The sequence below is a fragment of the Allobosea sp. genome (assembly GCF_035944895.1).
Lineage (GTDB): Bacteria > Pseudomonadota > Alphaproteobacteria > Rhizobiales > Beijerinckiaceae > Allobosea.
Map to the genome: position 1 here is coordinate 77404 of NZ_DASZAT010000010.1, position 20199 is coordinate 97602.

The following is a 20199-nucleotide window of genomic DNA, read 5'->3' on the forward strand; positions in this document are numbered from 1 at the left end:
CGCCGCTCCGCGGCTTGTCCGGGATGACGGGAACCGGGTTTGGGCTCAGACGAGCTGCTTGCCCTTGGCGTCGATGATCTCGCCGGTGTCGCCCTCGAAGTCTGGCAGGATCATCTCGTTATGCGCCTTGCCCGACGGGATCATCGGGAAGCAGTTCTCTTCCTTCGCAACCAGGCAGTCGAAGATCACCGGCCCGGGCGTTTCGATCATCTGCATGATCGCGGCGTCGAGATCGTTCGGGTCAGAGCAGCGGATGCCGTGGCCGCCATAGGCCTCGGCCAGCTTGACGAAGTCCGGCAGCGAGGCCGAATAGCTCTCCGAATAGCGCCCGCCATGAAGCAGTTCCTGCCACTGGCGCACCATGCCCATGTATTCGTTGTTGAGGATGAAGATCTTGACCGGCAGCCGGTACTGCACCGCCGTCGACATCTCCTGCATGTTCATCAGGATCGAGGCCTCGCCGGCAACGTCGATGACGAGCGCCTTGGGGTGCTTCATCTGCACGCCGATCGCCGCCGGCAGGCCGTAGCCCATGGTGCCGAGGCCGCCCGAGGTCATCCAGCGGTTCGGCTCCTGGAAGCGCAGATACTGCGCCGCCCACATCTGGTGCTGGCCGACTTCGGTGGTGAAGTAGGTGTTGCGGTCCTTGGTCAGCTCATAGAGCCGCTCGAGCGCATATTGCGGCTTGATCACCGAGCCGGACTGCTTGTAGCCGAGGCTGTTCCGGGCCCGCCAGGCGTCGATCTGCGTCCACCAGGCGGTGAGCGCAGTCTTGTCGATCTGCGGCGAGGTCTCGCGCCAGACCCGGACCATGTCCTCGAGCACATGGGCGCAGTCGCCGATGATGCCGATGTCGACCTTGACGTTCTTGTTGATCGAAGACGGGTCGATGTCGATGTGGATCTTCTTGGAGTGCGGCGAGAAGGCGTCGAGCCTCCCCGTGATCCGGTCGTCGAAGCGCGCGCCGATGTTGATCATGACGTCGCAGTCATGCATGGCGAGGTTCGCTTCGTAGGTGCCGTGCATGCCGAGCATGCCGAGCCACTGCTTGTCGGCGGCCGGGAACGCGCCGAGCCCCATCAGGGTCGAGGTCACCGGATAGCCGGTCAATCGCGCCAGCTCGCGCAGCAGCGCCGAAGCGTGCGGGCCGGCATTGATGACGCCGCCACCGGTATAGAAGATCGGCTTCTTCGCCTTGGCGATCAGCTCGACCGCGGCCTTGATCTTGTTGAGGTCGCCCTTGACCACCGGCCGATAGGTCTTGTGCTGGTTGTCCCGCGGGCGGCTATAGGCGCCGGTCGCGAACTGGATGTCCTTGGGGATGTCGATGACGACCGGCCCCGGCCGGCCATTGGCCGCGACATAGAAGGCCTCGTGCAGGACGCGCGGCAGGTCGGCGATGCTCTTCACCAGATAGTTGTGCTTGGTGCAGGAGCGGGTGATGCCGACCGTATCGCATTCCTGGAAAGCGTCAGAGCCGATCAGATGCGTCGGGACCTGGCCAGTGATGACGACGAGCGGGATCGAATCCAGCAGCGCATCGGTCAGGCCGGTGACGGCGTTGGTCGCGCCGGGGCCCGAGGTGACGAGCACGCAGCCGACCTTGCCAGGCGCCGAGCGGGCATAGCCCTCGGCGGCATGGACTGCACCCTGCTCGTGGCGGACGAGCACGTGCTTGACCTTGTCCTGCTGGAAGATCGCATCGTAGATCGGCAGCACCGCGCCGCCGGGATAGCCGAAGAGATGCTCCACGCCCTGGTCCTGGAGGGCGCGAACGACCATCTCGGCGCCGGTCATCATCTCGCTCATAACGGTCTCCTGCGGAGGTCTGTCTGTCGGTGTCGGTCGGAAAAAGGCAATAAAAAAGGCCCTCGGAGGGGCCTGGGCGTGCGCTGGCGTCGGGGACGCCCGGTTGTTAAACCGGCCCCTACCAGCGCACCTGTACGATAATAAGCTTGCGCATGTCGCAGCCCTGTCGAAACGAAAGTTGCCGGACGCTAAACGAGCAGCGCCGCATGGTCAAGCGGGATTAGAGCCGGCAATCGAGGCGTCATTGGCGCAGGCGGCGAGCGCCACATCCAGTGCCGCCTCCGGCGCGGCGGCGATCCAGCCCTCCATCTGATGACGGAACCAGGTCACTTGCCGCTTGGCATAGGCGCGCGTATCTGCCTTGCCGCGCGTCACTGCCTCGTCCAGCGAAAGCGTGCCATCGAGATAGGCGATCAGCCCCGGCACGCCATGGGCGCGCATCACCGGCAGCAAAGGATCGAGCCGGCGCTCGCGCAGGGCCGCGACCTCGTCGAGCGCGCCTTGGCTCATCATCACATCGAAGCGGGCATCGATCCGCGCGCGCACCAGCTCACGCTCCGGCGCAAGGAAGAGCTTGAGCAGTTCCTGCCCCGCCAGCGGCCCCGGCCGTCTGGAGCCCTGGAACGTCGCCAGCGAGCGCCCGGTCGCCTCGAACACCTCCAGCGCCCGCATCACCCGCAGGCGGTCGCTCGGCCGCAGGCGTGCCGCCATCTCCGGATCCTTGCCGGCGAGTTCGGCATGCAGCTCGCCGGTCTCGCGCTGCTCCGCCCTGGCTCGGAACGCGATGCGAACCTCGTCCGGCACCGGCGGGATATCCGAGAGCCCCTCGGTCAGCGCCTTGAAATAGAGCCCGGTACCGCCGACCAGCACCGGCAGCGCGCCCTGCCCGGCCAGCTCCTTGAGCAGCGCCGTGACCTCGGCCGCATAAGCCGCTGCCGAGTGGTTCACCGCACCGTCGATATGGCCGTAGAGCCGGTGCGGCACCTCGCCCATCTCCTCGGCCGTCGGCCGGGCAGTGATGACCTCAAGGTCGCGATAGACCTGCATCGAGTCGGCATTGACCACGACGCCACCGAAACGGCGGGCGAGTTCGACCGCCAGCGCCGACTTGCCGCTCGCGGTCGGACCTGCGATGAGCACCGCGCTGTATCTCACCTGCTGTCCGGCTCCCTCATGACCCTCGTCGCCACTCTCGTCTCCGCCCATGGTCAGGCCCTGCTCGACGACGGCCTGCTCGCCCGCCTCAGCGCCGCCGCGCCCGGCCCGGCAAGGACCGAGCGGCTCGATGGCAAGATCGCGGCCGACCTCTTCGCGGAAGCCGGCGATGCGCGCAAGCTCGAAGCGACGTTGCGCGAGGCGCTGGCTGGCGCCCCGGTCGACATCATCGTCCAGCCAGCTGCGGCCCGCCGCAAGCGCCTGTTCCTCGCCGACATGGATTCGACCATGATCGGCCAGGAGTGCATCGACGAGCTCGCGGCCTATGTCGGCCTCAAGGAGAAGGTTTCCGACATCACCGAGCGCGCCATGCGCGGCGAGCTCGAATTCGAGCCGGCGCTGCGCGAGCGCGTTGGCCTGCTGAAGGGCATCGCGCTCAGCGTCGTCGACGAGATCATCGCCAAGAGCATCACCCTGACGCCCGGCGGCAGCGCTTTGGTGCGCACCATGCGCGCAAATGGCGGCTATACCGCGCTGGTCTCGGGCGGCTTCACCGTCTTCACCGGCCCGATCAGCCAAACGATCGGCTTCGACGAGCATCGCTCGAATATCCTGCTCAGCGAAGGCGCCCTGCTCTCGGGACTGGTCGCCGAGCCCATCCTCGGCAAGCAGGCCAAGCTCGACACGCTGGTCGAACTACGGACCCGCTTTGGCTTGCCGGACGAGGCGACCCTCGCCGTCGGCGACGGCGCCAACGATCTTGCCATGCTCGGCGAAGCCGGGCTCGGCGTCGCCTATCGCGCCAAGCCGGCAGTCGCCGCCGCGGCCGATGCCCGCCTCGACCATGCCGATCTCACCGCTTTGCTCTATGCCCAGGGCTATCGCGGCGACGAGATCGTCCGGAGCTGAGCCTCAATCGACAATAAACAGTCGCGCTCCGTTTGGGGAGCGCGAACGGTGCGGCTCGGCCTTGTCCGCGACCTGGTAGCTCATCCCGGCTCGCAGCCACATGACGCGGCCATCGGCCAGGGTGGTCTCCAGTTCGCCCTCCAGGCAGAGCAGGATATGCCCCTTCTCGCACCAATGGTCCGAGACATAGCCGGGCGAGTATTCGACCATCCTGACGCGGATCGGGTTGTCAGCCGGCCCGAAGCGGCGCGTGCGCCAGGTCGCCTGCCCCTGCTCTCCCGCAAAATATTCAGGCTCGACGGTCGACCAGTCGGTCGTGCCGAAGGGGATGTCGCTCATGCGCATGGACGGCCTCTCTGACGCGTATCCCGGAAACCTGCCGGAGCAGCCATCACGCCGCCAATGCAAAAAGCTGATGGCGACGATCAGCGACAACAAAAAAGGCGGCCCGGAGGCCGCCTTTCCTTGATCGATCGTTGAGAGGCGATCAGCTCATCGTCACCGCGACGAAGCGGACCTCGCCCTGGGCGTTCGAGACCAGCAGCAGGGCCGACTTCTTGCCCTCCTTCTTGAGAGCGTCGAGCCGCTTGGTGACGTCCTCCGGCGAATTCACCGGCTCCTGGCCGACTTCGACCACGAGCTCGCCGACGAGGATACGCTTGTCGGCAGCGTTGGAGTTGGCATCGACCTTGGTGATGACGACGCCCTTCAGCCCGTCCTTGATCGAGTAGCGCTTGCGCAGATCGTCGTTCTGCGCCGAGAACTCCAGGCCGAGCGCCGAGGCGGTCACCGGCTTGGCGGCCTCGCCTGCGGGCTTGTTGGCCGAGGCCTGCTGGACCTTCTCGCCATCCTCGAGCCGGGCGAGCTTGACCGTCTTGCTCAGTTCCTTGCCCTTGCGCATCACCTGGATCGGCACGTCCTTGCCGACCGCAGTGCCGGCGACGATGCGCGGCAGTTCGCGCGAATCCTTGACGTCCTTGCCGTCGAACTTGACGATCACGTCGCCGACTTCGAGGCCCGCGGGCTTGGCCGGGCCCTTCTCGTCGATGCCGGCGATCAGCGCGCCGCGGGCGGTACCGAGACCGAGCGCCTCGGCGGCAGCGTCATCGACATTCTGGATGCGCACGCCGAGCCAGCCGCGGCGGGTCTCGCCGAACTCCTTGAGCTGGTCGACGATGTTCGTCGCCAGCGAGGACGGCACGGCGAAGCCGATGCCGACCGAGCCTCCGGTCGGCGACAGGATCGCGGTGTTGATGCCGATCACCTCGCCGGCCATGTTGAACAGCGGGCCACCGGAATTGCCCTTGTTGATGGCCGCGTCGGTCTGGATATAGGTGTCGTAGGGACCCTGGTTGATGTCGCGGTTGCGGGCCGAGACGATGCCCGACGAGACCGAGCCGCCAAGGCCGAACGGGTTGCCGATCGCCATCACGGGATCGCCGATCCGCATCTTGTCGGAATCGCCGAACTTGACGAAGGGCAGCGGCTTGTCGTGCTTCACGCGCAGCAGCGCGAGGTCGACCTTGGTGTCCTTGCCGACGACCTCGGCCTTGAGGCGCAGGCCATCGCTGAACACCACGGTGATCTCGTTGGCGTCGCCGATGACGTGGTTGTTCGTCACGACGAGGCCGGACGGATCGACCACGAAGCCCGAACCGGCCGATTGCGAGCGGCGTTGCTGCGGCGGCTGGTTCTGGTTCTGGCCCTGCTCGCCGCCGCGGCCGCGGCGGTTGAAGAATTCCTCGAACAGGTCGCCGAACGGCGTGTCGGGGCCGAGCTGCGGCAGCTGCGGCAGGTTGCGACCGCGCGTCTCGCTGGTCGTCACCGCCGCGATGTTGACCACGGCCGGCATCACCCGCTCGGCGAGATCGGCCAGCGAGATGGTGGTGCCGTGGGCCTGCGGCGTGGCCTGGACGTTGCCAGGCGCCGGCGCAGCCTGGGCGAAGGCAGGCACCGTCGCGAACGCCATGCCGGCGACCGTCGCGATCCGCGCCAGACGGTAGGCCTGGGAATGTGTGAGTGCCATCGATGTCCTCATGATCATGATGATGTCAGCGCCAAGAGACCGAGGTGGACGGGATCGCCTTGGCGGCATTGCAGCGCAGCCGGAATCCGAACGCAACTTAAGAACGCCAAAATACGGCGGAAGGGCGACGCAAGATCGCGTCATAATGCCGTGATCGCCGGAAAATGGCCCGGAGCCCCGGCCGAACCCGAGCGGCTCCCGTTTGAGAGCTTCAGAGCAGGATCCGCCCGGCTCGCAGCGCAAGCCGGGCGGATTCCGTTCCCGTCAGCTGCGCGCCAGCCAGACCAGACCGACGCCGACGATTGCCGAGACGATGCCGATCAGGCGCATCCGATCCGCCGGAGTCTCGGAGGCGCTGCGCAGCGCCTCCTTGGCGATCTCCGGTATCGACGCGAAAAGCAGTCCCTCGATGGCGAAGACCAGGCCGAGCGCCGCGAGGAAATCTGTCATGCGCAGCGCTCGGTCATATGATCAGGGCTTCGGGGCCGCCGGCGTCGCCGGGGCTGCATCGGTTGCCGCGCCGGCGCGCTTGCCGGCAGGGTCGTTGAAGAAGCGGAAGAACGGCGAGTCGGGCGTCAGCAGCATGCGCGTATCGCCGGACTTCAGGCTCGCTTCGTAAGCCTGCATCGATCGATAGAAGGCGAAGAACTCCGGATCCTTGCCGAAGCCCTCGGCGAAGATGCGGTTGCGCTCGCCTTCGCCCTGGCCGCGGATCTCGTCGGATTTCCGCTGCGCCTCGGCGACGATGATGATCGCGTCGCGTTCGGCCCGCGCCCGGATTTCCTGCGACTGCTGGCCGCCCAGCGCACGCGCTTCCGCCGCCTCGCGCTGGCGCTCGGTCTGCATGCGCTGGAACACCGCCTGCGAGTTGGCAGCCGGCAGGTCGACACGGCGCAGGCGAACGTCGACCACGGTCATGCCGAAGCGGCCTGCCTCGCGGTTCACGTCGTCGCGGATGCGATTCATCAGCCGCGAGCGGTCGTTGCGCACCATCGAGGTGAACGTCGCCTCGGCCAGGACCGAGCGGACGTTACCGTTGACGATCGAAGCGAGCTGCGAGTTGGCGCGCGGGATGTTGTTGACCGCCTGGAAGAAGCGCAGCGGATCGGAGATCCGGTAGCGCGTGAAGGCGTCGACCACGAGCCGCTTCTGGTCGGAGGCGATGATTTCCTGCGCAGGCAGGTCGAGATCGAGGATGCGGTTGTCGAGATAGGTGACCTGCTCGAACGGCGCCGGCAGCTTGAAATAGAGCCCCGGCTCGGTGACGACGCTGCGCACGGCGCCGAAGCGCAGCACGATCGCCGACTGGGTCTGCTGGACGACGAAGGTCGCGGCATAAAAGACAATCGCGACGATGGCGACGAGCGCCAGCACGGCAATGCGGAGGAAGCCGTTCATCGCGTCGCTCCCTGCTGGGCCTGGCCCTGGTTCTGGCCGGCCGGCCGGCGCTGCTGATGCTGGCCGATTTCACCGAGGGGCAGATAGGGCACGACGCCGTTGCCGGTGCCGTTCTGGTCGAGGATCACCTTGTCCATGCCGCCGAAGACGCGCTCCATGGTTTCGAGGAAGAGCCGCTCGCGCGTGACGGCGGGGGCGTTCTTGTATTGCTCATAGACCGAGTTGAAGCGGCTGATCTGGCCAAGCGCCTCGTTGACCGTCTGGTCCTTGAAAGCTTCGGCCGACTGGATGAGCTGGGCCGCCTTACCGCGCGATTCCGGCACGACCTGATTGGCATAGGTCTCGGCCTGGTTGCGCAGGCGCTCCTGATCGGCACGCGCCGCCTGGACGTCGCGGAAGGCGTCAATGACCTGCTGTGGCGGGTCGACCTTCTGCAACTGCACCAGCCGGATCTGCACGCCGGCCCGGTAGGTGTTCAGCGTGTCCTGCATCAACTGGCGCACTTCGGTCTCGATCGCGGCGCGGTCGGTGGTCAGGACGGGCTGGATATTGCGCCGGCCGATCACCTCGCGCATCGCGCTCTCGGCCACGGCCTTCACCGTGCCCGGCGGATCCTGGATGTTGAAGACGAAGGCCTCGGGCGCGCCAGGGTCGATCTGCCACTGCACGATCACGTCGATGTCGACGATGTTCTCGTCGCCGGTCAGCATCAGGCTTTCCTCGGCGATATCGGTCTGGCGCGAGGTGCGCGCCGATTCGACCGTGCGGAAGCCGACCTCGGTGGTGATGACGTTGGTCACCTGCGGCTTGATCACGCTGCCGATCGGATAAGGCAGGTTGTAGTTCAGGCCCTGCCCGGTCTTGCCGACATATTTGCCGAAGATCAGATTGAGGCCGACCTCGTTGGGCCGCACCGTGTAGACGCCGGTGGCGAGCCAGAGCAGCACGAGGCCGAGGCCGACGAGCAGGAACCCGCGCCCGCCGAGATTGCCGCCCGGCATGAAGTTCTTGAGCCGGTCCTGGCCGCGCCGGATGATCTCCTCGAGATCGGGCGGAGTGTTGCCGCCGGAAGGACCACCGCCGCCCCAGGGGCCGCCGCCATTGCCGCCGCCGCCGCGCTGGCCCCAGGGACCACCGCCACCGCCGCTGCCACTGCCGCCGCTTCCACCGCTCTGGTTACTCCAAGGCATGCCTCAGCCGTTCCTCATTCTTTGCTTCGACCGTGCATAGCTGAACGGTTGAACGCTGTCAGCGCCATCAGGCGCAATGGGCGTTGAATTGGGCATCGGCCACGGATTCGTCAACGACGCAAGCGCCTTTGGTCGTAGACCCTTCGTCGCAGCCTTCTCCCTCGAGGGCTCAAGCGACCCGATCCAGCGTCGCGAAAGCGAAGGGGAACTCGTCCTCCGGGCCCGCCGGATGCTCGCTGCGGGCGCTCTCGCGGAAGGCCGAACGGTCGAAAACCGGGAAGACCGCATCCCCCTCGGGGTTGGCATGGACGAAGGTCAGCTCCAGCCGATCCACGAAGGGCAGTGCCTGCGCATAGACCTCGCCGCCGCCGGCGACGATGACGGCGCGCGCGCCCATCGCCTGCCCAAGCCGCTGCGCCGTCTCCAGCGCCTGGTCGAGTGTCGGCACGACGTAAACGCCGTCCGGCCCGAACTGCGGATCGCGCGACAGGACCACGCTCTGGCGCCCCGGCAAGGGCTTGCCGATCGACAGGAAGGTCTTGCGGCCCATGATGACCGGGCAGCCCATGGTCAGTTCGCGGAAGCGGCGCAGATCGGTCCGCAGCCGCCAGATCAACTGGTTGTCGCGGCCGATCACACCATTGTCGGCGATCGCCGCGATCAGGACGACGGGCAGCTTGCTCACCCGCTCAGCCTCCGGCCGCGAGCTTGTGCAGCGCCTGTCCGTCGACCCGCTTCACGGTCCACTCGCTCTGCGCCACCGCGCCGATCGAACGGTAGAATACCCGCGAGGGTTCGTTCCAGTTCAGCACCCACCAGGCGAAACGCGACAGACCTTCGTCGACGCAGCGCCTGGCGAGACGCACCATCAGCGCCTTGCCGATCCCGCGCCCGCGCTGCTCGGGCCGGACATAGAGGTCCTCGAGCCAGATGCCGTGCCGGCCGGTGAAGGTCGAATAGGTGTAGAACCAGATCGCGAAACCGGCGGGAGCGCCGTCCCATTCGGCGATGTCGCAAAACACCTTGGGGTCAGGCCCGAACAGGGCGGCCGCCATGTCGGCCTCGTTGGCCTCGACCTCGTGCAGCAGCTTCTCGTATTCGGCGAGCTCGCGCACGAAGGAAAGCACCAGCCCTTCTTCGCCCGGCCGGGCGGGACGGATGGAGAGAGTCATTTGGATGCCGGCTTTCCGCTAGCCAATAGCTTCTCATCCAGGAGTTTTTTTCTCCTCCGAGCTTCAGCTGGCTTCACATAAAAATGCTCAAACAGCTCCTCGATCAGATCGAGGCACCATTCAGCTTCGTGCGGTTCAACCGCTATTACTTGAAGGGTGGTCTTATCCGTAACCGGGTGAGCAGAAAAATTACCGAAATTTCTGATCGCATCGATCGTCGTCCTCAATGATTCTGGTATCACGAGCGACGGATCGGAGGCAGCTAATAGAGCGTCTATCTCTTTGGAGAGATCTCGCTCTTTAATCCCGCGATCATGCAATATCCCCTGCAGGCAGCGTCGAGCAAGCGCCGCCGAAGCCTTAGGGCTGTCAGCGAGAACTAGGCAAGCCTCACGGTAATCCTCTGCCAAATGAACTGGCACTTCACCCGATACAGGCGACCGCAGCACGCTCTTAGGCTCAACTAGCCTGCCTTCCACTTCGGAATTTGGTGCCAAGTTAAAAATGTAATTTGAACATGCAGAGCAATGCCGAACTCGCAGTAGCCATCCCGTTATCTGGTGGCCATGCATAACTCTCATTATTGTCTGATTGTCGTGAAATGCGATATTACAATGAGGGCATTTCATCTTTTATCCCTTAGACAGCGATCGGCGCCTTGATCGCCGGATGCGGGTCATAGCCCTCGATCACGACATCCTCGAAGCGGAAATCCTCGAGCTTGCGCACCGCCTGATTGAGCCGGAGCGTCGGCAGCGCCCGCGGCGTCCGCGACAGCTGCTCGCGCGTCTGGTCGAGATGGTTGAGGTAGAGATGCGTGTCGCCGAAGGAGTGGACGAAATCACCGACGGCGAGTCCCGTCACCTGCGCGACCATATGGGTCAGCAGCGCATAGCTCGCGATGTTGAACGGCACGCCGAGGAAGACGTCCGCCGAGCGCTGGTAGAGCTGGCAGGACAGCCTTCCGTCCACGACGAAGAACTGGAACAGGCAATGGCAGGGCGCCAGCGCCATCTTCGGGATGTCTGCCGGGTTCCAGGCCGAGACGATCAGCCGGCGCGAATCGGGATTGCGCCTGATCTCGTCGACCAGCCAGGCGATCTGGTCGATCATGCCGCCGTCCGGCGCCGGCCAGGAGCGCCATTGCCTGCCGTAGACCGGGCCGAGATCGCCGTTCGCATCGGCCCATTCGTCCCAGATGGTGACGCCGTTTTCCTGGAGATAGCGCACATTGGTGTCGCCGCGCAGGAACCAGATCAGCTCATGGATGATCGATTTCAGGTGCAGCTTCTTGGTCGTGACCAGCGGAAAGCCCTCCGACAGGTCGAAGCGCATCTGGTGGCCGAACAGAGCGAGCGTGCCGGTCCCGGTCCGGTCGTCCTTGCGGACGCCTTCGTCGAGGACGCGCTGCAGAAGGGCATGATACTGGTGCATTGAACCCGAATTCGAATCTGAAAAGCCCGAGATATTAGCGCTCAGGACATTAGCGCCATCCGCGCCGGCGCGCTCCCCGCCCGCCGCAGCTCTCAACCGCTTTTCACGCAGCCCTCGCGGTATCGAAATAAATCGTGATCGCTCCGGATATTGCAATGGCGAGGCGGCGCCCCAATGTGAATGCCCGGTGAACAGAAGGGGCGCTTCGGGCCTGCGCTTGGAGCATCGGATGAAAGCGGCTTCCGGTTTCCGGAACGATCCGATGCTACATCAAAAGCCCGGCTGATGAGGATCGTATCATGAGCAGACTATCCATGCTGGCCGCGCTGCTTCTGGCAGCCGGCCTGGCAGGGCATGCTTCGGCGTCGGCCTCGGCCGAAGCCAAGCCTCAGAACCCGGCGACCGCCACCGCGCCGAAGATCACGGAGTCCCAGGCGCGCTCGATCGCCTTCCGCCACGGCCTTGTCCACATCGAGGAGATCGCCCTCTCCGATTGGCGCTGGGAGATTGCCGGGCGCGCCCAGGGCGGCGTCGAGGTGACGCTCGATCTCAATGCCTATGACGGCACCGTGGTCGGCGGCGCGGCAGCGCCCTGAGCCATCTAGGCTCCTGAAAGAACCCTGAAGCCGCGGGCGTTTCCCGCGGCTTTTGCGCGCTTGCGCAGAAATTAGCCGGGACGGCCTCCTGCTCTCTTTCCCCGCGCGCGCTCAGTCCCTATATTCGCCTTGCCGTTCGCAAGACCGGCTATGGCGATAAACGGACTTCGGAATAAGCCTTTCGGACCCGGGGGCGGTACCCGGCGCCTCCACCACAGCCCTGCGGCGCGAGCGGCAGGAGACTTGCAGCCCGCTGGGTTGCAGGGCTGCGGCGGGGGCGAAATAGGATCGACGAGGGTGTAAAGGTTGTTCTTTTGCTCGGCATGGTTCCGCCGTTATCGGGCCTAAAGCATAGTTGCCAACGACAACAATGCTCGGGTTGCTGTCGCCGCGTAAGCGGTGCTGGTTCCCAAACCAAAGCCCTTGCGTTTAGCCGCGTAAGGCGGGGCTCGGAGGCGCCTGGCAACAGAAGCCTCCACTTTTTTGTCTGGCTCAAGCAGCCGGCACGGAGCAGCAGGGGAGGCCCTTCCTTTGCATCAGAACTGCTCTAAACTAATGGAATCGGTCACGTTTTTCGTTTCGGGGAGCTTCCCACCGGTCGCGGCGTGATCTAGAGGAGCGGAAACGGAACCCGGACCTGATGACCAAGGATATTCTCCGCTACGACCTGATGGTGCAGGACGCGCTCAAGGGCGTCGTCCGCAAGATCCTGTCCGAGGCGGGCCGCGACGGGCTCCCGGGCGAGCATCATTTCTACATCACCTTCCGGACCACCGCGCCGGGCGTGCGGCTGTCGCAGCGCCTGCGCGAGAAGCATCCGGACGAGATGACGATCGTGCTCCAGCACCAGTTCTGGGATCTCAACGTCAGCGACCACGCCTTCGAGGTCGGGCTCTCCTTCTCCGGCGTGCCGGAGCGGCTGCTGATCCCCTATGACGCGATCACCACCTTCTTCGATCCGTCCGTCCAGTTCGGCCTGAAGTTCGAGACGCAGGACGCCGCCGGCGAGGCGCAGGCGAGCGAGCCGGCCGCCCCGGTGAAGGCGCCGCGCGGCGCCGCCTCCGAGCCCAGCATCGCCCCTGCCGCGCCACTCGCCTTGCCGCCCAAGCCAGCGCAGAAGGCGCTGCCAGCGAAAGCGAAGGATGCTGCCGAGGCGGATGCCGAGGCCAAGCCCGAGGCCGAGGAGGAAGGCGGCGCCCAGGTCGTCAGCCTCGACGCCTTCCGCAAGAAGACCTGAGACCAGCCTAGAGGCCCCCTGCCATGACCGGATTCCGCAGCGAGACCGATTCCTTCGGTCCGATCGACGTCGCCGCCGACCGATACTGGGCGGCGCAGACGCAGCGCTCGCTGCAGAACTTCAAGATCGGCGGCCCGGCCGAGCGCATGCCACTGCCGGTCGTGCATGCGCTGGTCCTGGTCAAGAAGGCCGCCGCCACGGTCAATGCCAAGCTCGGCCTGCTCGACGGCAAGGTTGAGAGCGCGATCGTCCAGGCTGCTGACGAGGCCCTCGCCGGCAAGTTCGACGAGCATTTCCCGCTCGTCGTCTGGCAGACCGGCTCCGGCACCCAGTCGAACATGAATGTCAACGAGGTCCTGGCCAACCGCGCCAACGAGATTTTGGGCGCCGGCCTCGGCAAGAAGAGCCCGGTCCACGCCAACGACCACGTCAACAAGGGCCAGTCCTCCAACGACAGCTTCCCGACCGCGATCCATATCGCCGCCGCGCTCGCCGTCTCCAAGGAGCTACTGCCGGCGCTGACCCGGCTGAAGGACGCCTTCGACGCCAAGGCGAAGGCTTTCGCCGACCTCGTCAAGATCGGCCGCACCCATCTCCAGGATGCGACCCCGGTCACGCTCGGCCAGGAATTCTCCGGCTATGTAGCGCAGATCGAGCTCGGCATCGCCCGCATCGAGCAGACACTGCCCGGCCTGCTGGCGCTCGCCCAGGGCGGCACCGCGGTCGGCACCGGCCTCAACGCCCATCCCGATTTCGCCAGGGCTTTCTCGGCTGAGGTAGCCAGGCTGACCGGCCTGCCCTTCCGCACCGCCGACAACCTGTTCGAGGCGCTCGCCAGCCATGGCGCGATCTCCTACAGCCATGGCGCGCTGACCGCGCTCGCCATGGACCTGTTCAAGATCGCCAACGACATCCGCCTGATGGGTTCGGGCCCGCGCTCCGGCCTCGGCGAGATCAGCCTGCCGGAGAACGAGCCGGGCTCCTCGATCATGCCGGGCAAGGTCAACCCGACCCAGGCCGAGGCGCTGACCATGGTCGCGACCCGCGTGCACGGCAACCAGGCGACCGTCGCCTTCGCCGCCAGCCAGGGCCATTTCGAGCTCAACGTCTTCAAGCCGGTGATCGCGCAGGCGTTCCTCCAGTCTGCCCGGCTGCTCGCAGACGCGGCAGACAGCTTCCGCACCAATTGCGTCGAAGGCATCGAGCCTAATCGCGAGCGCCTCGCCGAGTTGCTCTCGCGCTCGCTGATGCTGGTGACGGCGCTCGCCCCCGCGATCGGCTACGACAAGGCCGCCAGCATCGCCAAGGCCGCCCACCACAATGGCACGACCCTGCGCGAGGAAGCGCTGAAGGCCGGCGTCGATGCTGACCTGTTCGACAAGACCGTCGTCGCCGAAGACATGCTCAGCCCGGGCTGATCATGGCCGAGATCGTCAATCTCCGCCGCGCCCGCAAGGCCCGCGACCGGGCGAGCGCCGAGGCGCAGGCCGAGCAGAACCGGATCGCGTTCGGCCGGACCAAGGCCGAGCGCAAATTGACCGAGGCGGAGAAGGCGCTTGCCGAGCGCCGCCTCGAAGGCCATCGGCTCGAGGGCGATCCCGACGGCAAGGGCAAGGCGTGAGCGGCAGATTATGAGCGGTTTGCGCAAGCGCTCCCTCGCCATCGCCGGCCACCGCACCAGCGTCTCGCTCGAAGAGCCCTTCTGGGAAGCGCTGAAGGAGATCGCGGCGGCCGAGAAGCGACCGATCGCGAGCCTTGTAGTCGAGGTCGATTCCGGCCGGGGCGAACTCAATCTCTCCTCGGCATTGCGACTGCGCGTGCTGGCGCATTATCGCGGACGCGCCGAGACCGCGAAGCTCACGTCTGCGGACTGATCAGCAGGCGGCGTGCCGTCTCGACCACGGCGCGCGTCAGATCCGCCAGCCGCTCGGCCGCGACCCGGTTGACCTGCCAAAACAGCGGCGTGTCGAGCGTCTTGCCGGGCATGAGCTCTCGCAATCGTCCGGCATCGAGATGCTCCCGCACCAGCAATTCCGGATTGGCGCTCCAGCCGATGCCAAGCAGGCACGCATCGACGAAGCCATGCGTCGAGGGCACCCAATGCACCGGGTGGGCAGGGCTTTCGCCGAAGGCAGCCTCCATCCACTGGCTCTGCAAGCGGTCCTTCTGGTTGAAGATGAGCGAGGGCGCCTGCGCCAGCGCCGGCAAGGTCGCTCCGTCAGCGAAATGGCGCGCCATGAACCCCGGGCTCGCCGTCGCGAGATAGCGCAGCGAGCCGAGCGGGATCACTCGGCAGCCCTGGATCGGCTTCTCCAGCGCGGTGACGGCAGCAAGCACTCGCCCTCGCCTCAGCCACTCGGCCGTATGCTCCTGGTCGTCGACGGCGATGTCGAGCAGATGCGGGCTCCGCTCCGCAAACGTCGCGACGGCACGCAGGAACCAGGTGCCGAGGCTGTCGGCGTTGGCGGCAACCCGCAACGTGACGCGCTGTTGCGGCTGGTCCGGTTCGGCCAGCGCCGGCAGCCGCGTCATCAGCTCGCCTTCGAGCAGGCCGACCTGCTCCATATGCCGGCAGAGCCATTCGCCCCGTTCGGTCGCGGTGCAGGGCTGGCCCCGGATGATCAGCACTGTCCCGAGCCGTTCCTCGAGCTGTTTCACGCGCTGAGAGACGGCCGACGGCGTGACATTCAGCGCCTGCGCCGCCTTATCGAAACTGCCGGTCCTGACAACGAGCGAGACGGCCTGCAGAGCGGGATAGTCGAGCATCGCATTAGCTCAGCTTAATCAGCATAACGATGTTTAACTACACTAAGGCACACCAGGCAGCTAGGCGGGGACACAGAAACTGGACCGCCACCCATGCCTTTCTCCGTCTATGTCACCGGCTTCACCATGGGCCTCAGCCTGATCGTCGCGATCGGGGCCCAGAACAGTTTCGTTCTGCGGCAAGGCCTCAGGAACGAGCACGTCTTCGCGGTCTGCCTCACCTGCGCGCTCTCGGATGCGGTGCTGATCCTCGCCGGCGTCGTCGGCCTCAAGCAGGCGACGGCGCTGCTGCCCATGCTCGAACCGGCCCTGCGCTATGGCGGCGCCGCCTTCCTGATCTGGTATGGCGCACGCAGCCTGCTCTCGGCCCTGCGTTCCTCCGAGGCGCTCGCGGTCGGCACCGCCAGTGGCGCGACGCTCTCCGCCAGCCTCGTCACCTGCGCCGCGCTGACCTGGCTCAACCCGCATGTCTATCTCGACACGGTCCTGCTGATCGGCAGCATCGCCAGCCAGTTCCCCGGGCAGGAACTGATCTTCGCCGCCGGTGCGATGACCGCCTCGTTCCTGTTCTTCTTCGGCCTCGGCTATGGCGCCCGCTGGCTGCGCCCACTCTTCGCCGATCCCAGATCCTGGCGTGTTCTCGACGGCATCGTCGCCGCCACCATGTGGGCAATCGCCTTCAAGCTGCTGCAGGGCAGCTGAGCGATCACACCAAAACGAAAAGCTCGCCAGACCAACAACTTGCGAGCAAAGGCTGAATCAGCCCCGCACCTGCTTGAATCAGTTTGCCAGCGCCTTGACTCAATTCTGCAGCGGCGAGCGCGAGAGCGGCCGCGGCACCGACTGGATGTCGAGCGGCGGCGGCAATGGCGGCGCTTCTCCACGCGGCCTGCCATAGCCGGGCGGATCGCCCGGAATGTAGGAAGGCGGCGCGCCCTGCAGGATCATCGGTCCGGGCCGTCCTTCGATTGCAGCGCGGATTGCAGCCTGCCTTGCCCGCTCCTCGGCTTCGGCCCTGCGCCGCTCGTCCTCTGCCTTGCGCAGTTCCTCCTGGCGTTTCGCGATCTCCGCCTTGCGGGCCTCCTCGGCGATGCGCGCCTCTTCCAGCTTGCGGGCGATCTCGGCTCGGCGCGCCTCCTCGGCTTGCCTGGCTTCCTCGGCGCGCCGGGCGATCTCGGCCTTGCGAGCCTCTTCGGCGAGTCTCGCCTCCTCGGCCTTGCGCGCCTCCTCCGCCCGCTTCTCCTCGGCGATGCGGCGCTCCTCCTCGGCCTTCAGGAACTCGGCGAGCTTGCGCTCGTTCTCGCGGAGCTCACGCTCGGCCCGCAGGCGGCGGATGTGCATCGCCCGTTCGCGCTGATCCGCCTCGAAAGCCTCGACCCGCTCGATCTCGCGCGCCAGCGCCCGCGCCGCCACCACATTGGAAAGCGCGCCGACATCGGTCTCGCGCCGCGGCGCGTCGAGTGGCCCACGCCAGGCGACGCCGACCTGCGGCATCTGCTCCGGCCAACCCTTCGGCGCCGCGCCGAGCGGGCGCAGGTTCAAGCGCAGATCGGTCGTCATCGCCCGCCAGTCGACCAGCCCGGTCGCCTCGGCCCTGAGGCCCGCACGCTCGACCGAGACGGGCGAGACGCGCAGCACGCCCGCCGCCTGGGTGAAGGGGATGGTGACGTCGCCAAGCGGCCAGCTCGCTTTCTCCAATGCCTCGCCAATCCGGTCCTGCAGGCGCCCGGTCTCGCTCTCGGAGGCGTCTTCCCCCGTCGTTGCGATCACCTTCGAGATGGCAGTGGGGTCGAAGCGGGCCATGCCAGCGCCCGCAACGCTGATCGAGCCGGCACCGCCGAGCGCCGCAATCAGCCGTGCCGGGCTCTCGCCCGAGCCGCCAGCCTCGAAGCTCCCCGACAGTTTTCCGGTCAGCGCACCCTTGGTCAGCGCTGCCAGGTCGAGCCCGGCGAGACCGAGCTTGCCATTGATCTGCGCCAGCCCGCCATCGCGACGCGCGGTGAGCCGCCCGCTGACCTCGCCGCCGGCATGGCTGCCGCGGAGATTGTCGAGGACGAGCCCGTCCGGCCCTGCTGTCAGGTCGAGCCGAGCCTTGGACAGTGCGATCTTGTCGGTCAGGTCGAGCCGGTCGGCGGAAAGAGCCAACCTGATCTCCCCGAGCCCTGTCGCGCCCTGGAAGCGGCTCGGTGACCACTGGCTGCCCGCGACCGCCTGCGACTGGCCGAGCACCGCCGTGAGCGCAGGCTGCAAGGCGAAATAGGGCAGATCGAGCCGCCCGCCGATCCCGCGCTCGGCCGAGAAGGTCAGCACGCCGCGCGCCGCCTTGCCGCCGGCGTTGACGACGAGATCGTCGAGCCGTGCCTCATCGCCGAAGGTGACACGGCCGGAGGCATCGAGGACGCCATCCGGAACCAGCCGCGCCAGCCCATCCGGCAGGACCTGGTCAGGCCCGTCGGCCTGCAGGCTGAGCCGGGCCGCGTCTCCCGCTCCTTCCAGAACGAGCATCAGCCCTGGCCCGGCGAGCGAGCCGACCGGTCCATTCTGGCCAAAGCCGAGCGAAAGCTCGCCCGAGCCGCCTCGTGCCGGGCGCGGCAGGCCGAAGGCGGCGAAGGCGCGGCGCCGGTCGTCGAGCGAGAGCTTCACATCGCCGCCATTCCACTGGCCGGCGGCACCGAGCTTGCCGTTGAGCGAAAGCCGCCCGGCCTGGGCCGATCCATCCGCCACGACGCTGGTCTCGCCATTTGGCGCGCGCGCCAGCTTGAACCCGGCATCGATCCCGGCGAGCCCGTCCTCGATCCGCGGCAGCACGCGCCGGAAGCCCTCCGGCAGCAGCGGCCCGGCCAGTGCCGTCAGCGCGGCGAAGCGCGGCGCACGCACCCGCCCGGCGATCTCGCCGCCACCCGGCAGCAGCGCCCCCTCGCCCTCCACCTTGACGCCGCCGAAGCCATCGACCGCGAGGCGGCTGAGACGCCAGTCGCTGCCCTGCCGGGTCAGCGCGAGCCGGGCCGAGCCCGGTGGGGCCGAAAGATAACGCAAACCGTTCAGGGTGAGATCGAGCGCGAGATCGCGGCGGCCGACGAGAGCGTTGAGGCTGTCGCCGGCCGGCAAGGTCGAGAGGTCGAGCCCATTCAGCGTCAGCTTTGCATCGAGCCGGCCTGGCGTGATCGCGCCAGAACCTTCGAGCCGCGGCCCCGAGCCCGCCCGCGCGCTCATGCGGGTGATCGCGAGACGCTCGCTGCTCCAGTCCAGCGTCGCCGTGCCGTCGAAGCTGCGCAGCGCAGCGAAGCTGTCGGCCAGCCCGGCTTCGACACCGAGCCGCGCCAGCGCCAGCGCCGCCCGGCGCGCGTCGGGCGCCTTCGCCTCGAGGGTGCCGCGAAAGCCCTGGTCATCAAGTGCCCCGCGCGCCTCGATGACCGCGTTGGCGATCTTCACCGTGGCGTTGCCATCCTCGATCCCGTCGCCGTCGAGCTTGCCGCGCAGGGCAAAGCCGCTGAAATCCTCGCCGCGCCAGACGATCTGGTCGAGATCCAGCGAAAGCTCGACCGGTCCCGGCAGCGCCTGCAAGGCACGCTGATAGCCCGGCCGCTGGGCCAGCGCCTCGCTCAGCGCATCGGCATCGAGCCGGCGTGCCTTGAGCTGGAGGCTGCCCTTGCTGTCCGCCGGATTGAACGAGCCCTCGCCTTCCAGCCGCGCGGCTCCGCCGGCGATCTCGATGGCGAGGCCCGAGAAATCGAGGCGCCGGCTATCGCCGCTCACCCGTCCGGCGAGACTGACCGCCCCGCCGGGCGCGATCGTGAAGCTGCCCTCCAGCCCGGGCCGAACGCTCTGCTCGGCACCAGCCAGGATCAGCGAGCCGTCGAAGCCGAATTGCGTCTGCTCTCCGGTGACCGAGGCCTTGGTCCGCAGTCGCCCATCGGCTTCGATCGCGCCGGTGGCGAAGCGCAGGGACGAGCCCGCGATCTCGCCTTCGACACGCCAGGGTCCGTGCAGGGCAACGGCCGAGACGTCGACCGAGATCGGCGCCAGCGTCTGCGCCGGCTTGCCGGACTCGCGCCAGATCACGGCCGAGCGGCGGATTGCCAGCCGATCGATCGCCGTTTCGCTCGGCAGGCCAGCGCCCTGGCGGGCCGGCAGCGCGATGCTGCCGGTCTCATCAGCGATGAGATTGAGCGTCAGGCCATCGACCTCGGCTTGGACCAGCCTGAACTCGCCGCGTGCCAGCGGCGCCAGCGCGAGCTCGGCCGTCAATGTCTCGATGGTCGCCGCACTTGCCGCGCTGCCGCCGGAGCCGAGGCGCACCTGGCCCAGCACCAGCCGCGGCGATGGCAGGAGCCGCAGCCCGATCTCGCCGGCGACGCGTGTCTCCACGCCGAGCGCGGCGCTGATGCGCTGCTCGAAATGGGGCCTGTACTCGCGCCAATCGACGAAGCCCGGCCCCAGCAGCGCGGCCAGCAACGCCGCGACGAGCAGCCCGGCCAGAAGGGTCAGGGCCTCACGCACGCTCTTG

The 20199-nt window shown here is 67.0% G+C and carries 21 protein-coding genes and 1 other RNA gene; 9 read left to right on the forward strand and 13 right to left on the reverse strand.

Annotated features, from left to right (window positions below; translation table 11 throughout):
• Positions 1-45 precede the first annotated feature (45 nt).
• Together VGV58_RS15910 and miaA are read right to left on the reverse strand one after the other, a co-directional pair.
• Complete coding sequence (locus VGV58_RS15910; RefSeq protein ID WP_326875010.1) at positions 46-1809, reverse strand: acetolactate synthase 3 large subunit; 1764 nt, start codon at positions 1807-1809, stop codon at positions 46-48.
• A gap of 210 nt (positions 1810-2019) precedes the next feature.
• Positions 2020-3015, reverse strand: a complete 996-nt coding sequence (gene miaA, locus VGV58_RS15915) for a tRNA (adenosine(37)-N6)-dimethylallyltransferase MiaA (protein WP_326875011.1) — start codon at positions 3013-3015, stop codon at positions 2020-2022.
• Here miaA and serB point away from each other — a divergent pair.
• On the forward strand, positions 2983-3873 hold the full coding sequence (serB, locus tag VGV58_RS15920) for a phosphoserine phosphatase SerB (RefSeq protein ID WP_326875012.1): 891 nt from the start codon (positions 2983-2985) through the stop codon (positions 3871-3873). The two genes, miaA and serB, sit on opposite strands and share 33 nt — an antisense overlap.
• Positions 3874-3876: 3 nt before the next feature.
• Here serB and VGV58_RS15925 read toward each other — a convergent pair whose 3' ends face one another.
• Complete coding sequence (locus VGV58_RS15925) at positions 3877-4218, reverse strand: DHCW motif cupin fold protein (RefSeq protein ID WP_326875013.1); 342 nt, start codon at positions 4216-4218, stop codon at positions 3877-3879.
• Between VGV58_RS15925 and VGV58_RS15930 the strand changes: the two genes are divergently transcribed.
• Positions 4211-4342, forward strand: coding sequence for a hypothetical protein (locus tag VGV58_RS15930; protein WP_326875014.1), 132 nt, complete (start codon positions 4211-4213; stop codon positions 4340-4342). The two genes, VGV58_RS15925 and VGV58_RS15930, sit on opposite strands and share 8 nt — an antisense overlap.
• An 18-nt stretch (positions 4343-4360) precedes the next feature.
• Here VGV58_RS15930 and VGV58_RS15935 read toward each other — a convergent pair whose 3' ends face one another.
• The 8 genes from VGV58_RS15935 to VGV58_RS15970 form a co-directional block, all read right to left on the reverse strand.
• Complete coding sequence (locus VGV58_RS15935) at positions 4361-5899, reverse strand: Do family serine endopeptidase (protein ID WP_326875015.1); 1539 nt, start codon at positions 5897-5899, stop codon at positions 4361-4363.
• Between the two features lie 264 nt (positions 5900-6163).
• Positions 6164-6349, reverse strand: coding sequence for a DUF2065 domain-containing protein (locus tag VGV58_RS15940; protein WP_091840576.1), 186 nt, complete (start codon positions 6347-6349; stop codon positions 6164-6166).
• 21 nt (positions 6350-6370) lie between these two features.
• The gene (gene hflC, locus VGV58_RS15945; RefSeq protein ID WP_326875016.1) at positions 6371-7297 is read right to left on the reverse strand and encodes a protease modulator HflC; all 927 of its coding nucleotides are present in this window, start codon (positions 7295-7297) and stop codon (positions 6371-6373) included.
• Positions 7294-8487, reverse strand: a complete 1194-nt coding sequence (gene hflK, locus VGV58_RS15950; RefSeq protein ID WP_326875017.1) for an FtsH protease activity modulator HflK — start codon at positions 8485-8487, stop codon at positions 7294-7296. Before hflK ends, hflC begins: the two co-directional genes overlap by 4 nt.
• 169 nt (positions 8488-8656) lie before the next feature.
• A complete protein-coding gene (locus VGV58_RS15955) occupies positions 8657-9172 on the reverse strand; it encodes a dihydrofolate reductase (protein ID WP_326875018.1) in 516 nt (171 codons plus the stop codon).
• Between the two features lie 4 nt (positions 9173-9176).
• On the reverse strand, positions 9177-9659 hold the full coding sequence (locus VGV58_RS15960) for a GNAT family N-acetyltransferase (protein ID WP_326875019.1): 483 nt from the start codon (positions 9657-9659) through the stop codon (positions 9177-9179).
• Positions 9656-10108, reverse strand: coding sequence for a DUF4145 domain-containing protein (locus VGV58_RS15965; protein WP_326875020.1), 453 nt, complete (start codon positions 10106-10108; stop codon positions 9656-9658). The genes VGV58_RS15960 and VGV58_RS15965 overlap by 4 nt, the downstream gene beginning before the upstream one ends.
• 190 nt (positions 10109-10298) lie before the next feature.
• Positions 10299-11093, reverse strand: a complete 795-nt coding sequence (locus tag VGV58_RS15970) for a thymidylate synthase (RefSeq protein ID WP_326875021.1) — start codon at positions 11091-11093, stop codon at positions 10299-10301.
• Positions 11094-11392: 299 nt separating this feature from the next.
• Here VGV58_RS15970 and VGV58_RS15975 point away from each other — a divergent pair, with 299 nt between their 5' ends.
• The 6 genes from VGV58_RS15975 to VGV58_RS16000 all read left to right on the forward strand — a co-directional run bounded on the left by VGV58_RS15975 (position 11393) and on the right by VGV58_RS16000 (position 14800).
• Positions 11393-11689: a PepSY domain-containing protein gene (locus tag VGV58_RS15975; RefSeq protein WP_326875022.1), complete on the forward strand. Its 297-nt coding sequence runs from the start codon at positions 11393-11395 to the stop codon at positions 11687-11689.
• Positions 11690-11781: 92 nt separating this feature from the next.
• Positions 11782-12169, forward strand: a transfer-messenger RNA (tmRNA) gene (gene ssrA / locus VGV58_RS15980).
• 160 nt (positions 12170-12329) lie between these two features.
• Complete coding sequence (locus VGV58_RS15985; RefSeq protein WP_326875023.1) at positions 12330-12926, forward strand: SspB family protein; 597 nt, start codon at positions 12330-12332, stop codon at positions 12924-12926.
• A 23-nt stretch (positions 12927-12949) separates the two neighbouring features.
• Positions 12950-14344 (forward strand): class II fumarate hydratase, encoded by a 1395-nt coding sequence (fumC, locus tag VGV58_RS15990; protein WP_326875024.1) that lies wholly within the window; start codon positions 12950-12952, stop codon positions 14342-14344.
• 2 nt (positions 14345-14346) lie between these two features.
• Positions 14347-14547, forward strand: a complete 201-nt coding sequence (locus VGV58_RS15995; RefSeq protein ID WP_326875025.1) for a DUF4169 family protein — start codon at positions 14347-14349, stop codon at positions 14545-14547.
• Positions 14548-14557: 10 nt separating this feature from the next.
• A complete protein-coding gene (locus tag VGV58_RS16000; protein ID WP_326875026.1) occupies positions 14558-14800 on the forward strand; it encodes a ribbon-helix-helix domain-containing protein in 243 nt (80 codons plus the stop codon).
• On the opposite strand, the gene VGV58_RS16005 is transcribed toward VGV58_RS16000, so the two are convergent.
• On the reverse strand, positions 14784-15692 hold the full coding sequence (locus tag VGV58_RS16005) for a LysR family transcriptional regulator ArgP (protein WP_326875027.1): 909 nt from the start codon (positions 15690-15692) through the stop codon (positions 14784-14786). The two genes, VGV58_RS16000 and VGV58_RS16005, sit on opposite strands and share 17 nt — an antisense overlap.
• Before the next feature lie 93 nt (positions 15693-15785).
• Between VGV58_RS16005 and VGV58_RS16010 the strand changes: the two genes are divergently transcribed.
• Positions 15786-16394, forward strand: a complete 609-nt coding sequence (locus tag VGV58_RS16010; protein WP_326875028.1) for a LysE/ArgO family amino acid transporter — start codon at positions 15786-15788, stop codon at positions 16392-16394.
• A gap of 99 nt (positions 16395-16493) precedes the next feature.
• Here VGV58_RS16010 and VGV58_RS16015 read toward each other — a convergent pair whose 3' ends face one another.
• Positions 16494-20192, reverse strand: coding sequence for an AsmA family protein (locus VGV58_RS16015; RefSeq protein WP_326875029.1), 3699 nt, complete (start codon positions 20190-20192; stop codon positions 16494-16496).
• Between the last annotated feature and the right edge of the window lie 7 nt (positions 20193-20199).

Bases quoted from the DNA above. Each gene is read 5' to 3' on its own strand.
- VGV58_RS15910 (WP_326875010.1), bottom strand. From the start codon at position 1,809: ATGAGCGAGATGATGACCGGCGCCGAGATGGTCGTTCGCGCCCTCCAG.
- serB (WP_326875012.1), top strand. From the start codon at position 2,983: ATGACCCTCGTCGCCACTCTCGTCTCCGCCCATGGTCAGGCCCTGCTC.
- miaA (WP_326875011.1), bottom strand. From the start codon at position 3,015: ATGGGCGGAGACGAGAGTGGCGACGAGGGTCATGAGGGAGCCGGACAG.
- VGV58_RS15930 (WP_326875014.1), top strand. From the start codon at position 4,211: ATGCGCATGGACGGCCTCTCTGACGCGTATCCCGGAAACCTGCCGGAG.
- VGV58_RS15925 (WP_326875013.1), bottom strand. From the start codon at position 4,218: ATGCGCATGAGCGACATCCCCTTCGGCACGACCGACTGGTCGACCGTC.
- VGV58_RS15935 (WP_326875015.1), bottom strand. From the start codon at position 5,899: ATGGCACTCACACATTCCCAGGCCTACCGTCTGGCGCGGATCGCGACG.
- VGV58_RS15940 (WP_091840576.1), bottom strand. From the start codon at position 6,349: ATGACAGATTTCCTCGCGGCGCTCGGCCTGGTCTTCGCCATCGAGGGA.
- hflC (WP_326875016.1), bottom strand. From the start codon at position 7,297: ATGAACGGCTTCCTCCGCATTGCCGTGCTGGCGCTCGTCGCCATCGTC.
- hflK (WP_326875017.1), bottom strand. From the start codon at position 8,487: ATGCCTTGGAGTAACCAGAGCGGTGGAAGCGGCGGCAGTGGCAGCGGC.
- VGV58_RS15960 (WP_326875019.1), bottom strand. From the start codon at position 9,659: ATGACTCTCTCCATCCGTCCCGCCCGGCCGGGCGAAGAAGGGCTGGTG.
- VGV58_RS15970 (WP_326875021.1), bottom strand. From the start codon at position 11,093: ATGCACCAGTATCATGCCCTTCTGCAGCGCGTCCTCGACGAAGGCGTC.
- VGV58_RS15975 (WP_326875022.1), top strand. From the start codon at position 11,393: ATGAGCAGACTATCCATGCTGGCCGCGCTGCTTCTGGCAGCCGGCCTG.
- VGV58_RS15985 (WP_326875023.1), top strand. From the start codon at position 12,330: ATGACCAAGGATATTCTCCGCTACGACCTGATGGTGCAGGACGCGCTC.
- fumC (WP_326875024.1), top strand. From the start codon at position 12,950: ATGACCGGATTCCGCAGCGAGACCGATTCCTTCGGTCCGATCGACGTC.
- VGV58_RS15995 (WP_326875025.1), top strand. From the start codon at position 14,347: ATGGCCGAGATCGTCAATCTCCGCCGCGCCCGCAAGGCCCGCGACCGG.
- VGV58_RS16000 (WP_326875026.1), top strand. From the start codon at position 14,558: ATGAGCGGTTTGCGCAAGCGCTCCCTCGCCATCGCCGGCCACCGCACC.
- VGV58_RS16005 (WP_326875027.1), bottom strand. From the start codon at position 15,692: ATGCTCGACTATCCCGCTCTGCAGGCCGTCTCGCTCGTTGTCAGGACC.
- VGV58_RS16010 (WP_326875028.1), top strand. From the start codon at position 15,786: ATGCCTTTCTCCGTCTATGTCACCGGCTTCACCATGGGCCTCAGCCTG.